We start from the raw sequence: 15,815 nt of genomic DNA, 5'->3' as shown, positions 1-15,815 counted from the left end.
TGCATTGCCGTTCTAACTTATTTACTTCTTACTTCGCCTGACGCTTCTGATGTTCACTGGCGGCTTTCACAAAGCCGGCAAACAGCGGGTGCCCATCACGTGGCGTGGAAGTAAATTCCGGGTGGAACTGACAGGCCACGAACCACGGATGATTCGGTACCTCAATGATCTCGACCAACTGATCATCACCGGAACGGCCTGCAATACGCAGACCCGCAGCTTCAATCTGTTTCAACAGCATATTGTTGACTTCGTAACGGTGGCGATGGCGTTCAACAATTGTCGGCGCGCCGTACAGTTGACGAACCAGGCTATCGTCGCTCAACTGACACTGCTGCGCGCCAAGGCGCATTGTGCCGCCCAGATCGCTCTTCTCGGTACGGATTTCGACGTTGCCGTCTTCATCGCGCCATTCGGTAATCAGGGCCACCACCGGGTACTTACAGTCTGGCACAAATTCCGTGGAGTTGGCGTTATCCATACCCACTACGTTACGTGCAAACTCAATCAACGCAACCTGCATACCCAGGCAAATGCCCAGATAAGGAATATTGTTCTCACGCGCAAAGCGCGCCGTCGCGATTTTACCTTCAACACCACGGTAGCCGAAGCCGCCTGGGATCAGGATTGCATCAAGACCTTTCAGGATCTCAACGCCACGCGTTTCGACATCTTGCGAATCGATCAGCTTGATGTTGACGGTGACACGATTCTTCAGACCACCGTGCTTCAGCGCTTCGATAACTGACTTATAGGCATCCGGCAGTTCAATGTACTTGCCGACCATACCGATAGTCACTTCGCCTGCCGGATTCGCTTCTTCGTAAATAACCTGTTCCCATTCTGACAGATTAGCTTCCGGACAGTTCAAGCTGAATCGTTTACAAATATAATCGTCAAGGCCCTGAGATTTCAACAGGCCCGGGATTTTATAGATGGAATCGACATCTTTCAGAGAAATCACCGCTTTTTCCGGAACGTTACAGAACAATGCAATTTTTGCACGTTCATTAGCCGGAACTGCGCGATCGGAGCGGCAAATCAGGATATCTGGCTGAATACCGATAGAAAGCAGCTCTTTTACAGAGTGCTGAGTCGGTTTAGTTTTGACTTCACCAGCCGCCGCCATGTACGGAACCAGCGTCAGATGCATAAACAGCGTGTGCTCACGGCCAATTTCTACGGCCATCTGGCGAATCGCTTCAAGGAACGGCAGAGATTCGATATCCCCAACGGTTCCGCCGATTTCGACCAGAACAACATCATGACCTTCACCGCCTTCCAGAACGCGCTCTTTAATGGCATTCGTGATGTGCGGGATAACCTGAACTGTTGCGCCCAGGTAGTCGCCACGGCGCTCTTTACGCAGAACGTCGGAGTAGATACGACCCGTAGTGAAGTTGTTGCGGCGGCTCATTTTGGTACGAATGAAACGCTCATAGTGACCCAGGTCCAGGTCGGTTTCAGCGCCGTCTTCGGTAACGAACACTTCCCCGTGTTGGATTGGGCTCATAGTACCTGGATCGACGTTGATGTACGGATCCAGTTTCATCATGGTTACATTGAGGCCACGGGCTTCAAGAATGGCTGCCAGGGAGGCTGCGGCAATGCCTTTTCCCAGAGAGGATACGACCCCGCCGGTCACAAAAATATAGTTCGTTGTCATGCTGGACCTGAGAAGTTAGGGTGAAACGATGGAATTACCAAGACGGGAAAGTAGTATACCCGAACATGACGAGCGCCACAAACTTTCATTATCCCCTCTCCTTCGTTCTTCAAGCCGCACCGGTGTTGGCTTCCTTCACTCACCCCAGTCACATAGCATTTCTATGTTCCTGGGGATTCTTTCAGTCGCCGCCTTGTTGCGACTCGAATAACTCGAAGAGGCAGTATACAAGGTGTTTCATCAACATAACGGGAAGAGAAAATAGCCTCTTTTGGGTAAATGTTTTTGACGTAAATCAAGCGCTTGTTATTTAAAAAATCACACAAATCGCCCTTGACCGATGAAATCCCTTAGAGATCAATTTCCTGCCGTTTTACCTGTTGCCAGACTTCTTCCATAGTTTCCAGATCAACACCAGTCATTTCCAGACCGCGCGAAGCCACAATTCGCTCAACTTCACGAAAACGCCGCTCAAACTTCTCGTTCGCTTTCTGCAATGCGGTCTCTGCTTTGGTGCCTAAATGCCGGGCCATATTAACCGTAGCAAATAGCAGATCGCCCATTTCCTCCTCCAGTTTAGCCTGGTCAACAACAGCCTGCTTAGCCTCAAACATGACTTCGTCGATCTCTTCGTAAACCTTGTCGACAACCGGTCCTAACGTTTTCCAGTCGAAGCCAACATTTGAGCAGCGTTTCTGGATTTTTTGGGCGCGCATTAATGCCGGTAAACTGCGGGGAATATCGTCGAGTGCGGAATGCTGTGCCTTCTGGGCGCGTTCTTCACTTTTGATTTTTTCCCAACGGGTCAAAACCTCAGTACTGTTACTGGCAGAAACATCAGCAAAAACATGTGGATGACGGCGTTCAAGTTTATCGCTTATCGCAGCACAAATATCATCGAAGTTGAAGCGCCCTTCTTCCTGCGCCATCTGGGCGTAAAACACCACCTGGAACAGCAGGTCGCCCAGCTCTCCGCGCAGGTCGTCAAAATCTTCACGCGCAATCGCGTCCAGCACTTCATAGGTTTCTTCGAGGGTGTATGGGGCAATAGTGGAGAATGTCTGCTCTTTGTCCCACGGACAGCCGTTTTCCGGGTCGCGCAGGCGCTGCATAATACCGAGCAGTCGGTCGATTTGATTCATTGGGATATCCTGAAATTTCAATACAGTAGACCGGATAAGGCGATAGCCGACATCCGGCAACATAGCAATGCCTGATGGCAACGCTAACGCGTCTTATCAGGCCTACAAGGTTATCCGGCCTACAAAATCATTAATTACCGTGCAAGCGACGTGCGTCGATCACATCCGGTACCTGGTTCAGCTTGCCGAGCACGCGCCCGAGCACCTGCAGGTTATAAATTTCGATGGTCATATCGATGGTGGCCAGCTGTTGTTTGGTATCACTTCGGCTGGCAACTCCCAGCACGTTCACCTTCTCGTTGGCGAGAATCGTGGTGATATCACGTAACAAGCCGCTGCGATCGTTGGCCTGGACGCGAACCACCAGCGAATATCCTGCCGAGTAGCTTTCGCCCCAGACCGCATCAACAATACGTTCCGGCGCATGGGAGCGCAGCTCAGCCAGCTGTTCACAATCCGCCCGGTGCACGGAAATACCGCGTCCCTGGGTAATAAATCCGACAATCTCATCGCCTGGAATCGGCTGGCAGCAGCGGGCGATGTGGTGCATCAGGTTACCTACCCCTTCCACCACCACACGACCGTCGTCTTTACGACGACTCTGCGGTGCCTGCGTTTTCTGCTGAAGCTGTTTCAGCGCGGCGGCATCCTGTTCGGCAGCACTGGGCTTATTAAACTGTGCCTGCAGGAAGTTCACCATTTGGTTGAGGCGGATGTCTCCCCCACCAATCGCCGCCAGCAACTCGTCCAGCTCATTGAAGCTGTAGCGCGGCAGCAGGTGTTTTTCCGCCTCTTTCAGGCTGATACCTAAATGCGCCAGCTCATCGTCGAGGATCTGGCGACCAGCAAGGATGTTTTTGTCGCGGTCCTGTTTACGGAACCAGGCGTGGATCTTCGAACGCCCACGACTGGTGGTTACGTAGCCAAGGTTAGGATTCAGCCAGTCGCGGCTTGGGTTTGGCTGTTTCTGGGTGATAATTTCAATTTGATCGCCCATCTGCAGCTGGTAGGTAAACGGTACGATGCGCCCGCCAATTTTCGCGCCAATGCATCGATGCCCCACATCGCTATGAATGTGGTAAGCAAAATCGAGCGGCGTGGAGCCCGCAGGTAAGTCCACAACGTCGCCTTTTGGCGTAAAGACGTACACGCGGTCATCAAAGACCTGGCTACGGACTTCATCCAGCATTTCACCGGAATCCGCCATCTCTTCCTGCCAGGCGATCAGCTTACGCAGCCACGCAATGCGATCTTCATGACCAGAACGCGCCGCGCCTGAAGCGGTGCCCTCTTTGTACTTCCAGTGCGCCGCGACGCCCAGTTCGGCATCTTCGTGCATCTGTTTTGTACGGATCTGAATTTCGATGGTTTTCCCGCCCGGCCCCAGTACAACCGTATGGATTGACTGGTAGCCATTGGGTTTCGGATTAGCAACGTAATCATCGAACTCATCCGGCAGATGGCGATAGTGAGTATGTACTATCCCGAGTGCGGCATAGCAGTCCTGTAAACGCTCTGCCACGATACGCACTGCGCGTACATCGAACAGTTCATCGAAGGCCAACTGCTTTTTCTGCATTTTGCGCCAGATGCTGTAGATATGCTTCGGACGTCCATACACTTCGGCTTTGACGCCTTCCGTTTTCATCTCTGAGCGCAAATGACCGACGAACTCATCAATGTAATGTTCCCTGTCGATACGACGTTCATGCAGCAGCTTGGCAATGCGTTTGTATTCAGCCGGGTGCAGATAACGGAAGCAATAATCTTCCAGCTCCCATTTTAATTGCCCGATTCCCAAACGGTTGGCCAGCGGTGCATAGATATTGGTGCACTCTTTCGCCGCCAGAACACGTTCATCTTCCGGCGCATCTTTCACTTCACGCAGATGGGCAATCCGCTCTGCCAGCTTGATGACCACACAGCGGAAGTCATCCACCATTGCCAGCAGCATGCGACGGACGTTATCGACCTGCTCGGAAGAAACTGAATCGGTATGCGTGGCTTTAAGCTGGCGTATCGCCGCCATATCACGCACACCGTGGATAAGATGAACAATGGATTTGCCCACGCTCTCGCGCAGGATGTCTTCACTGACCACGTTGGCATCAGCCAGAGGGAACAGCATTGCTGCACGCAGCGTGTCGATATCCATGCTCAACATAGAGAGAATTTCTACCATCTCCACGCCACGCCACAGCAGCAGATCCGCATCCGGATGCCCCTGTGTCTGCTGGAGGCAGTACGCCCAGGTTTCGGCTAAGCGTTCACACGACTGCTGGCTGGAGATCCCCAGACTCGCGATCCATTTCTTTGGATCAAACTCACCAGCTTTATTTATATGTGCACTTCTTACCGCAACCATTGTCCTCTCCTTAAGGGGCCAGGCCTGTCGAAGTCGACAAGCCCTACCCATTGTCTTTCATGCTGCATTACAACCCGAAATCCAATGGGTACAAAATTCATCACAAACGCTCAAACAGGACCATTGATTCCAGGTGTCCAGTGTGCGGAAACATATCGAGCATCGCCAGTCGCCGTATGGCGTATCCAGCGTTGAGCAAAGCATCGCTGTCACGAGCCAGCGTTGCTGGGTTACAGGATACATAAACAACGCGTATAGGTTCTAATTTTATAATATGTTGCATCACACCTGCAGCCCCCGCACGCGCAGGATCAAGCAATACTTTGTCGAATCCGTTTTTCGCCCACGGCTGTCGGGTAACATCTTCCTCAAGGTTTTCATGAAAGAATGTCACATTGTGTAATCCGTTATTCAGCGCGTTTTCTCGGCCTTTTTCCACCAACGCAGGAACACCTTCCACGCCAACCACGCTTGCTGCCCGAGTTGCCAGCGGTAGGGTAAAATTTCCCATTCCACAGAACAGATCGAGTACACGATCTTCAGGTTGCACATCGAGCCATTCCAGCGCACGGGCGACCATTTGTTGGTTTACCCCTTCATTGACCTGAATAAAATCGCGCGGGCTGAAGGTTAACCGTAGTCCATTTGAATCATACCAAGGCGATTCTTCTGATATTGATTCCAGTATCTCGCTTTGCGGGGCCAGAAACAAAGACAGCCCCTGAGAATGCGAAAAGCATTCCAGTTTTTCTTTTTCCGCAGCACTCAATGGCGCCGTGTGGCGCAAAATCATCAGGGTTCCGCTTCCCGCCTGCACCAGTTCGACATGGCCAAGATGGCGTAACCCTTGCAGACTTTCCAGACACGCTCTGAGATGGGGCAATAACGCCTCAATCTGGGGCACCAAAATAGGGCATTGTTTGACATCGATAATGTCGCTGGAACCGGATTTGCGAAACCCCATCTGCAATTTTTGTTCTTTTGGCCGATAGTTCAGACTCAAACGTGCGCGACGACGATAGCCCCACGGGGCATCAGCTATAACATCCGACACCTCACATTTCATTAAACGCGACAACGCCGCGCTTTTGCTACGCTGCTGCAATGAGATGCTGGCATGCTGCTGCTGGCAACCGCCGCACACGCCAAAATGCGGGCAACGTGGCACTTCACGCTGTGGGCTGTCGTTTAAACGTCGTTTTACTTGCGCGCGGGCAAACTGTTTTTTATCTTCGGTAATCACCACCTCGGCGCTTTCCTGGGGTAGCAATTCCGGTATAAACAACGCCTTTCCGTTATGGCGAGCGACGCCCTGACCAAAAGGATCAAGGTCATTGACGGTAACGGTTATGATCTGACGCGTCGTCACGCGTCGTTTTGCAGAGTAGAATTGCGCCATCGACGAGATATTTCTCTATTTAACAGTGTGACCTTAATTGTCCCATAACGGAACTCCATGACCAACTACAGCCTGCGCGCACGCATGATGATTCTGATCCTGGCCCCGACCGTCCTGATAGGTTTGTTGCTCAGTATCTTTTTTGTTGTGCATCGCTATAACGACTTGCAGCGTCAACTGGAAGATGCTGGTGCCAGCATCATTGAACCACTCGCGGTCTCCAGCGAATATGGCATGAACCTGCAAAACAGGGAATCCATCGGCCAGCTTATCAGCGTACTGCATCGTCGCCATTCCGATATCGTGCGGGCAATTTCTGTTTATGACGAAAATAACCGACTATTCGTCACCTCTAATTTTCATCTCGATCCGTCTGAAATGCAGTTGGCGACAGGTTCACCGTTTCCCCGGAAGCTGAGCGTCACCCGGCACGGGGATATCATGATCCTACGAACCCCTATTATATCGGAAAGCTATTCACCGGATGAATCCGCCGTAAGCGACGCCAAAAACACCAAAAATATGCTGGGGTATGTGGCGCTTGAGCTGGACCTTAAGTCCGTACGATTGCAGCAGTACAAAGAGATCTTTATCTCCAGCGTAATGATGCTGTTTTGTATTGGTATTGCGTTAATTTTCGGCTGGCGTCTGATGCGCGACGTGACCGGCCCGATTCGCAATATGGTGAATACCGTTGACCGAATACGTAGGGGACAGCTCGACAGCCGCGTGGAAGGTTTCATGCTGGGCGAGCTGGATATGCTCAAAAATGGTATCAACTCGATGGCGATGTCTCTCGCGGCCTACCATGAAGAGATGCAGCACAACATCGATCAGGCCACCTCTGACCTGCGCGAAACGCTGGAGCAGATGGAAATCCAGAACGTCGAGCTGGATCTGGCGAAGAAACGCGCCCAGGAAGCGGCACGTATTAAGTCTGAGTTTCTGGCAAACATGTCCCACGAGCTGCGAACACCGCTGAATGGCGTGATTGGCTTCACCCGTCTGACGCTAAAAACCGAGCTCAACACCACACAGCGCGATCACCTGAATACCATTGAACGCTCGGCTAACAATCTGCTGGCCATCATCAATGATGTACTCGACTTCTCCAAACTTGAGGCGGGCAAGCTGATTCTGGAAAGCATTCCGTTCCCGCTGCGCAGCACGCTGGATGACGTTGTTACGCTGTTAGCGCATTCATCCCATGATAAAGGGCTTGAGCTGACGCTGAATATTAAGAATGACGTACCGGACAACGTCATCGGTGACCCGCTGCGTTTACAGCAGGTGATCACCAATCTGGTCGGCAATGCCATCAAATTTACCGAAGGCGGTAACATCGACATTCTGGTCGAGAAGCGAGCCCTTAGTAACACGAAAGTGCAAATTGAAGTACAAATCCGCGATACCGGGATCGGTATTCCTGAGCGCGATCAATCCCGTCTGTTCCAGGCTTTCCGTCAGGCGGATGCCAGTATTTCCCGGCGTCATGGCGGAACCGGGCTAGGTCTGGTCATTACGCAAAAACTGGTCAACGAAATGGGTGGGGATATCTCCTTCCACAGCCAACCTAATCGGGGTTCCACGTTCTGGTTCCATATCAGCCTCGATCTCAACCCTAACGTGCTTATTGATCGTTCGACAACCCGATGCCTTGCCGGTAAACGACTGGCCTACGTCGAACCTAACGCCACCGCCGCGCAATGCACGTTAGATATCTTGAGTGAAACACCGCTGGAGGTGATTTACAGCCCTTCGTTCTCCGGGTTGCCAGCGGAGCACTACGACATTCTGTTGCTGGGCATTCCGGTCACTTTGCGCGAACCACTCACCATGCAGCATGAGCGGCTGGCAAGCGCAGCAGCGATGACCGACTTCCTGTTGCTAGCCTTGCCTTGTCATGCACAAATTAACGCTGAGAAATTGAAACAGGGCGGCGCGGCGGCGTGTCTGTTGAAACCTCTCACCTCAACCCGCTTACTGCCTGCGCTGACAGAGTATTGTCAGCTAAACCACAGCGCGGATCCGCTGCTGTTAGACGAGAGCAAAATCGCAATGACCGTCATGGCGGTAGACGACAACCCGGCGAACCTCAAGCTGATTGGCGCACTGCTGGAAGACAAGGTCCAGCACGTCGTGCTCTGTGACAGCGGGCATCAGGCGGTGGATCGCGCCAGACAAATGCCGTTTGACCTGATCCTGATGGATATTCAGATGCCAGACATGGACGGCATTCGTGCCTGCGAACTGATCCACCAGCTTCCTCATCAACAGCAGACACCGGTCATTGCGGTCACCGCACACGCCATGGCCGGGCAGAAAGAGAAGCTGCTCAGCGCCGGGATGAACGATTACCTGGCGAAGCCTATCGAGGAAGATAAGCTGCATAATCTGCTGTTACGTTACAAACCGGGCGCAAGCACATCGATGCGGGCGCTCACCGCAGAACCTCTTGAGCCGGTCGTCAATCCGAACACGACGCTCGACTGGCAACTGGCATTAAGGCAAGCCGCGGGTAAGAACGATTTGGCACGGGATATGCTGCAAATGCTGATCGATTTTCTGCCTGAGGTGCGTAACAAAATCGAAGAGCAACTGGTCGGAGAGAACCCCGAAGGGCTGGTGGATATGATTCACAAGCTGCACGGCAGTTGCGGCTATAGTGGTGTCCCCCGCATGAAAAACCTGTGTCAGCTCATTGAACAACAGCTACGCAGTGGAACCAAAGAAGAAGAGCTGGAACCTGAATTTTTAGAGCTTCTGGATGAAATGGACAACGTTGCGCGCGAAGCGAAACGGATATTGGGGTGATATTCGCCGGATGCGGCGTAAACGCCTTATCCGGCCTACAGGTTTCACTGTTTACCGTAGAGCCGATAAGCGTCGCGCATCGGGCACATCGCCGGATGCGGCGTAAACGCCTTATCCGGCCTACAGGTTTCGCTGTTTACCGTAGAGCCGATAAGCGTCGTGCATCGGGCACATCGCCGGATGCGGCGTAAACGCCTTATCCAGCCTACAGGCTTCGCTGTTTGCCGTAGGCCCGATAAGCGTCGCGCATCGGGCAGTAAACGCCTTATCCGGCCTACAGGTTTCGCTGTTTGCCGTAGGCCCGATAAGCGTCGCGCATCGGGCACATCGACGAATGCGGCTAACAATTCAGCGTAATTGCTGCCCTGCTTTGAGCGTTGCGGCTACGTTTCGCGCCGTCATTCGTACGTTGTCGCTCGCGTTCTTCAGCGCCTCATCCAGGGTACAAATGGAGTAGATGACGCTGAAAACCGCATCCAGCCCATGCTCATGGACCACACCGACATCCGCCGTCAGGCTACCTGCGATACCGATAACCGGCTTGTTGTAACGCTTTGCGACCTTCGCCACGCCAACCGGAACCTTACCGTGAATGGTCTGACTATCAATGCGCCCTTCACCTGTGACCACTAAATCCGCATCCGCAACGCAGGCATCAAGGTGTAACGCATCGGTCACTATCTCAATACCGCAGCGTAACTGTGCGCCGCAAAACGCATACAGCGCCGCCCCCATACCACCCGCCGCACCACCACCGGCCAGATCCAGCACGTTGACGTCCAGATCGCGGGCAATAAGTCGCGCATAGTGCGTGAGCGCCCGATCCAGGCGGGTAATCATCTCCGGCGTAGCCCCTTTTTGCGGACCAAAAACCGCAGATGCGCCCTCTTTTCCTGTCAACGGGTTGGTCACATCGCAAGCAACTTCTATACGGCACCCGGTAAGACGGCTGTCTAACTGAGAAATATCAATCCGGGACAGAGATTCCAGACCGATTCCGCCTTGCGCAATTTCGTTATTTTGCGCATCCAGCAGTTTTGCTCCCAGCGCTTGCACCATCCCGGCACCGCCATCATTGGTGGCGCTACCGCCAATCCCAATAATGATATGCTCAACGCCAGCGTCCAGCGCATGACGGATTAACTCCCCGGTTCCCCAGGATGTCGTTTTCAGCGGATCGCGTAAACCCACAGGAACCTGTTCCAGTCCGCTGGCGGCCGCCATTTCGATAAACGCCGAGCGCTCATCACCAGATAAACCATAAAATGCCTGAATTGTGTTGCCCAAAGGGCCGGTAACATCAACATGCACAAGGTGACCTTGCGTTGCGGCAACCATCGCTTCGACCGTTCCTTCACCGCCATCTGCAACCGGAATCTTCACGTAATCCGCATCGGGCCAGATCTCACGAAACCCCAGCTCTATAGCCGTTGCCACCTCAAGCGCACTCAAACTTTCCTTATAGGAATCGGGTGCGATTACTATTTTCATAAAGCATCCTTACGCATGTTGATTATGTTAAGCATACACCAGGAGCAAAACCGCTCACTCTATAGGAGCGGTCCTGGATCACTTAGCGAACCATGCACGGACGCTTATTATCAAACGTCCAGTTCGGGATAAGATACTGCATACCCATCGCATCATCACGCGCACCCAGTCCATGTTGCTGGTACAGCTCATGCGCTTTCATGACCTGATCCATATCCAGCTCCACGCCCAGACCCGGTTTTGCCGGAACCTGCACCATGCCGCCTTTGATTTCAAACGGCTCTTTGGTCAAGCGCTGGTTGCCTTCCTGCCAGATCCAGTGGGTGTCGATAGCGGTAATTTTTCCTGGAGCCGCCGCCGCAACATGCGTAAACATCGCCAGCGAAATATCAAAGTGGTTGTTAGAGTGCGATCCCCAGGTCAGCCCGAACTCATGGCACATCTGCGCCACACGGACAGAACCCTGCATAGTCCAGAAGTGCGGGTCCGCCAGTGGGATATCCACAGACTGCAACGACAGTGTATGCCCCATCTGACGCCAGTCGGTGGCGATCATGTTGGTGGCGGTCGGCAGACCGGTGGCGCGGCGGAACTCCGCCATCACTTCACGACCAGAGAAGCCCTGCTCGGCACCGCACGGATCTTCCGCATAGGCCAGAGAACCCTTCAGATATTTGCCGATCTTAATCGCTTCATTTAGCGACCACGCGCCGTTCGGATCCAGCGTGACGCGGGCCTGCGGAAAGCGTTTCGCTAGCGCGACAATAGATTCCGCTTCTTCTTCCCCGGCCAGTACGCCGCCTTTCAGTTTAAAGTCGTTGAAACCATACTTCTCATACGCGGCTTCCGCCAGGCGCACTACCGCATCCGGGGTCATCGCTTCTTCATGACGCAGACGATACCAGTCGCATTTATCATCCGGCTGACTCTGGTACGGCAGCGGCGTTGCCTTACGGTTACCCACGAAGAACAGATAACCCAACATTTCAACTTCGCTACGCTGCTGGCCATCCCCCAGCAAAGAGGCGACGTTTACGCCCAGATGCTGACCTAACAGATCCAACATGGCCGCTTCGATCCCTGTAACCACATGAATAGTGGTACGTAAATCGAAGGTCTGCAAACCGCGACCGCCCGCATCACGATCGGCAAAAGTATTGCGTACTGCATTCAGCACATTTTTGTATTCACCTAACGTTTTGCCTACCACCAGTGGGATCGCATCTTCCAGCGTTTTGCGGATTTTTTCGCCGCCGGGAATTTCACCCACGCCGGTATGACCGGAGTTATCTTTAATAATCACAATATTGCGCGTGAAGAACGGAGCATGTGCGCCGCTCAGGTTCATCAACATGCTGTCATGACCCGCAACCGGAATAACCTGCATAGAGGTAACCAATGGGGTAGAAAATTGTGCGCTCATAATTAAGTCCTTATTCAAAATTAGTGGCGGCCGAAAACGGGACGTTTACGGTCAAAAGTCCATCCGGGGATCAGATACTGCATTGGGCCTGCGTCATTACGCGCGCCACCGGGCAGCGCCTTATAGGCTTCATGTGCTTTCTGTACCTGATCCCAGTCCAGTTCCACGCCCAGACCGGGCGCATCGGGTACCGCAATTTTTCCGTTTTTAATCTCCAGCGGATTTTTGGTCAGGCGGCAATCGCCCTCCTGCCAGATCCAGTGGGTATCAATAGCCGTTGGATTACCCGGTGCTGCCGCACCAACGTGGGTGAACATCGCCAGGGAAATATCAAAATGATTGTTAGAATGGCAGCCCCAGGTCAGGCCCCAGTCGTCGCATAACTGTGCCACGCGTACCGCGCCAGAAAGGGTCCAGAAGTGCGGATCGGCCAGCGGAATATCTACTGAATTCAGCATCACCGCATGGCCCATTTCACGCCAGTTGGTAGCTATCATGTTCGTTGCTACCGGCAGACCGGTTGCACGGCGGAACTCGGCCATCACTTCACGGCCAGAAAAACCCTGTTCAGCGCCGCATGGATCTTCGGCGTAGGTCAGAACATCGTTCAGCCCTTTACACAGGGAGATGGCTTCATCCAGCAGCCAGGCACCGTTGGGATCAACCGTAATACGCGCATCCGGGAAGCATTTTTTCAGCGCACGAGCGGTGTCGATTTCCTGCTCGCCAGGCAGTACACCGCCTTTGAGTTTGAAATCTTTAAAGCCGTAGCGATCCTGCGAAGCCTGAGCCAGACGTACCACTGCCTCACTGTTCATCGCTTGCTGATGACGCAGGTGATACCACTCATGGTTTCCCGACGTACTTTCCAGATACGGTAAATCGGTCTTTGTGCGATCGCCCACGTAGAACAGATAACCGAGTACGGTGACCGCATCGCGCTGCTTGCCCGGCCCTAACAGTTCACAAACCGGCACGTTCAGCGCCTTACCCAGCAGGTCGAGCAATGCGGCTTCCAGCGCCGCTACCGCATTGACCCGTAGTTCAAAGGTCCAGGCGCCTTTGCCAAAGGTGTCAAAATCAGCGGCCTGGTTGCCCTTATGCACCTGCTGCACCACCTTATTCAGGCGCGCCACTTCCTGGCCCAGCACCTGCGGAATCGCATCCACCAGCGTCTGATAAATCACTTCGCCACCTGGCGCTTCACCGATACCGGTGTTTCCGGCATTATCGGTGAGCACCACGATATTACGAGTAAAGTATGCGTTATGCGCGCCGCCAATATTGAGCAGCATGCTGTCATGACCGGCCACCGGGATGACCTTCATATCGGTAATAACGGGACTCGATTGTGTTGTCATCATCATTGTCCTGCGACAGGTTTCAGTTCGATACGTTTAATATCGCCCACCAGCACCAGATAGCTCACCACCGCAATCAGCGCATGTACCCCGACGTAAATCAACGCGCCGTTAAACGAGCCGGTAGTCCCGACGATGTAGCCGATAGCAATTGGCGTGACGATGCCGGAGATGTTGCCAAACATGTTGAACAAACCGCCGCTCAGACCGCTGATCTCTTTAGGTGCGGTATCAGCCATCACTGCCCATCCCAGCGCACCGATACCTTTGCCGAAGAAGGCCAGCGCCATAAAGCCGATGATCATCCACTCCACATTGACGTAGTTACAGAACACCATCACCATCGACAGCAGCATACCGAGTACGATTGGCGTTTTACGGGCGATATTCAGCGAACCGGTACGGCGCATCAGCCAGTCGGAAATAATGCCGCCGAGCACGCCGCCGGCGAATCCGCAAATGGCCGGAACCGAAGCAACAAAGCCAGCTTTCAAAATCGACATACCGCGAGCCTGCACCAGATAAACCGGGAACCAGGTGATAAAGAAGTAGGTCAGCGCGTTAATGCAGTATTGGCCGATGTAAATCCCGATCATCATCCGTGAACCCAGCAGCTGTTTGATTTGCCCCCACTTCACGCTAAACGGCACTTTGGTTTTGGCTGCCGCCTGATCCATGTTGATCAGCGCCCCACCTTCGGCAATGTAATCCAGCTCTTTTTGGTTTACGCCCGGGTGCTGGTTCGGTTCATGAATCACCTTCAGCCAGACGAAGCTGATAACAATCCCAAGACCGCCCATAAAGAAGAACACGTGCGACCAACCCACTTCGTGGGTCAGCCAACCCATGATTGGCGCGAAGATAACGGTGGCAAAGTATTGCGCAGAGTTAAAGATAGCGACCGCCGTGCCCCTTTCCTGTGCCGGGAACCACGCCGCCACAATACGACTGTTGCCGGGGAAGGAGGGCGCTTCAGCTAAACCGACGAGGAAACGCAGGGTAAACAGCGCAACGATAATGCCGAAACCACTGAAGATATCGACAAAACCCTGCAGCAGGGTAAACATGGACCAAATAAAGATGGACCAGAAATAAACGCGTTTTGAACCAAAGCGGTCAAGCAACCAGCCGCCGGGGATCTGGCCGATAACATAGGCCCATGAGAAAGCGGAGAATACATACCCCATCCCTACCGCATCCAGACCAATGTCTTTGGCCATCTCCGAACCGGCAATGGATAAGGTGGCGCGATCACCGTAGTTGAAGGATGTGACGATAAACAGCATCACCACTATCCAGTAGCGAGCGTTAGTGCGTTTTTCCGCGCTGCTCGCCGCCTGACTTAATGAACTCATTGTTGCACTCCTGAATCCTGGCTTTCGCCAGTTCATTCTGTACAGCACCTGTAGGGTGATCAGAATGAGAGGTTAGTGTGTGGCAGTGTTGGTACAGCTCAGGGCCGTTTTATTCTGACTCGCTGCCATTCCGGGAACTGACGGGAAAAGTATATGAAGGAGTGCCACTTGCCCTCACCGTGCATGAACACAACATTAGGGAGACAGTGAGAAGTTGTTTGGGGCATAAGCCCAAAGTAGTGGAAGTTAGTTCACGTAATTGGGGTTTTATTGCCGGGTGGCGGCTTTGCCTGGCCCGGCTTGCGGTTCAAAGGAGGGTTGCATGCCCGTACGAGCGAGGGAGTTATTTAAGCAAGGTTCCCCAGTTTTCTACCCAGGGATTGGATTCGCTTTCCGGTTCAGGATGCTCGCTGGCATCAATCAGCAGCATTTCCCCTACGCGGTGGGCGCTTTGTTCCTGCAACAAAGCATCGAACTGTTTGCCGCCATTGCAGAAATTAACGTAGCTACTGTCGCCCAGCGCAATGACTCCGTAATGCAGATTTGGCTGGAAACCGAGATTATCTTTGATCCCTTGAAACAGCGGTACGATGCTATCCGGCAGATCGCCCTGCCCGGTCGTTGAGGTCACTACCAGCACATATTTATCCTGATATGCCTGCCAGTCGCTAAGCTCCGGATCTTCGAACACCGTGGCTTTATGACCCTGCGCCGTCAAAATAGCTTCGGCCTCTTCGGCAACCAGCAGCGCGTTTCCGTACATCGTGCCGACAAAAATTCCAATTTCCGCCATAACCGT

The 15,815-nt window shown here is 53.1% G+C and carries 10 protein-coding genes; 1 reads left to right on the top strand and 9 read right to left on the bottom strand.

Annotation, left to right across the window (positions count from 1 at the left end; genetic code table 11):
• Positions 1-28 precede the first annotated feature (28 nt).
• The 4 genes from pyrG to rlmD all read right to left on the bottom strand — a co-directional run bounded on the left by pyrG (position 29) and on the right by rlmD (position 6,572).
• Positions 29-1,666 carry a glutamine hydrolyzing CTP synthase gene (gene pyrG, locus OGY08_RS20620; protein WP_008785683.1) on the bottom strand — a complete coding sequence of 546 codons (1,638 nt, stop codon included), beginning with the start codon at positions 1,664-1,666 and terminating at the stop codon, positions 29-31.
• 350 nt (positions 1,667-2,016) lie between these two features.
• The gene (gene mazG, locus OGY08_RS20615; RefSeq protein ID WP_003825693.1) at positions 2,017-2,808 is read right to left on the bottom strand and encodes a nucleoside triphosphate pyrophosphohydrolase; all 792 of its coding nucleotides are present in this window, start codon (positions 2,806-2,808) and stop codon (positions 2,017-2,019) included.
• A gap of 130 nt (positions 2,809-2,938) precedes the next feature.
• Entirely contained in the window at positions 2,939-5,173 is a 2,235-nt protein-coding gene (gene relA / locus OGY08_RS20610) for a GTP diphosphokinase (RefSeq protein WP_003825690.1), read from the bottom strand.
• Between the two features lie 100 nt (positions 5,174-5,273).
• On the bottom strand, positions 5,274-6,572 hold the full coding sequence (gene rlmD / locus OGY08_RS20605; protein WP_286566453.1) for a 23S rRNA (uracil(1939)-C(5))-methyltransferase RlmD: 1,299 nt from the start codon (positions 6,570-6,572) through the stop codon (positions 5,274-5,276).
• Between the two features lie 57 nt (positions 6,573-6,629).
• Here rlmD and barA point away from each other — a divergent pair, with 57 nt between their 5' ends.
• On the top strand, positions 6,630-9,386 hold the full coding sequence (barA, locus tag OGY08_RS20600; protein WP_241176774.1) for a two-component sensor histidine kinase BarA: 2,757 nt from the start codon (positions 6,630-6,632) through the stop codon (positions 9,384-9,386).
• Between the two features lie 348 nt (positions 9,387-9,734).
• Here the strand turns inward: barA and OGY08_RS20595 are convergent, their stop codons facing one another.
• The 5 genes from OGY08_RS20595 to OGY08_RS20575 form a co-directional block, all read right to left on the bottom strand.
• Positions 9,735-10,877, bottom strand: coding sequence for a glycerate kinase (locus OGY08_RS20595; protein WP_125363212.1), 1,143 nt, complete (start codon positions 10,875-10,877; stop codon positions 9,735-9,737).
• Between the two features lie 82 nt (positions 10,878-10,959).
• Positions 10,960-12,300, bottom strand: a complete 1,341-nt coding sequence (gene gudD / locus OGY08_RS20590) for a glucarate dehydratase (protein ID WP_008785687.1) — start codon at positions 12,298-12,300, stop codon at positions 10,960-10,962.
• A 20-nt stretch (positions 12,301-12,320) separates the two neighbouring features.
• On the bottom strand, positions 12,321-13,661 hold the full coding sequence (locus OGY08_RS20585) for an enolase C-terminal domain-like protein (RefSeq protein WP_057068331.1): 1,341 nt from the start codon (positions 13,659-13,661) through the stop codon (positions 12,321-12,323).
• 2 nt (positions 13,662-13,663) lie between these two features.
• Entirely contained in the window at positions 13,664-15,016 is a 1,353-nt protein-coding gene (gene gudP / locus OGY08_RS20580; protein ID WP_048225345.1) for a galactarate/glucarate/glycerate transporter GudP, read from the bottom strand.
• 343 nt (positions 15,017-15,359) lie between these two features.
• On the bottom strand, positions 15,360-15,809 hold the full coding sequence (locus tag OGY08_RS20575; protein WP_008785690.1) for a flavodoxin: 450 nt from the start codon (positions 15,807-15,809) through the stop codon (positions 15,360-15,362).
• Between the last annotated feature and the right edge of the window lie 6 nt (positions 15,810-15,815).

The sequence above is a fragment of the Citrobacter sp. Cpo069 genome (genome assembly GCF_030332785.1).
In the GTDB taxonomy this organism is placed as follows: Bacteria; Pseudomonadota; Gammaproteobacteria; order Enterobacterales; family Enterobacteriaceae; genus Citrobacter; species Citrobacter portucalensis.
Note: the sequence above shows the minus strand (reverse complement) of the source record. Positions and strands in the feature narration are given on the sequence as shown.

What these genes read in the sequence shown, in the direction of transcription:
- gudP (WP_048225345.1), bottom strand. Translation starts at nt 15,016, where the DNA reads ATGAGTTCATTAAGTCAGGCGGCGAGCAGCGCGGAAAAACGCACTAAC.
- mazG (WP_003825693.1), bottom strand. Translation starts at nt 2,808, where the DNA reads ATGAATCAAATCGACCGACTGCTCGGTATTATGCAGCGCCTGCGCGAC.
- gudD (WP_008785687.1), bottom strand. Translation starts at nt 12,300, where the DNA reads ATGAGCGCACAATTTTCTACCCCATTGGTTACCTCTATGCAGGTTATT.
- OGY08_RS20585 (WP_057068331.1), bottom strand. Translation starts at nt 13,661, where the DNA reads ATGACAACACAATCGAGTCCCGTTATTACCGATATGAAGGTCATCCCG.
- barA (WP_241176774.1), top strand. Translation starts at nt 6,630, where the DNA reads ATGACCAACTACAGCCTGCGCGCACGCATGATGATTCTGATCCTGGCC.
- relA (WP_003825690.1), bottom strand. Translation starts at nt 5,173, where the DNA reads ATGGTTGCGGTAAGAAGTGCACATATAAATAAAGCTGGTGAGTTTGAT.
- pyrG (WP_008785683.1), bottom strand. Translation starts at nt 1,666, where the DNA reads ATGACAACGAACTATATTTTTGTGACCGGCGGGGTCGTATCCTCTCTG.
- OGY08_RS20595 (WP_125363212.1), bottom strand. Translation starts at nt 10,877, where the DNA reads ATGAAAATAGTAATCGCACCCGATTCCTATAAGGAAAGTTTGAGTGCG.
- OGY08_RS20575 (WP_008785690.1), bottom strand. Translation starts at nt 15,809, where the DNA reads ATGGCGGAAATTGGAATTTTTGTCGGCACGATGTACGGAAACGCGCTG.
- rlmD (WP_286566453.1), bottom strand. Translation starts at nt 6,572, where the DNA reads ATGGCGCAATTCTACTCTGCAAAACGACGCGTGACGACGCGTCAGATC.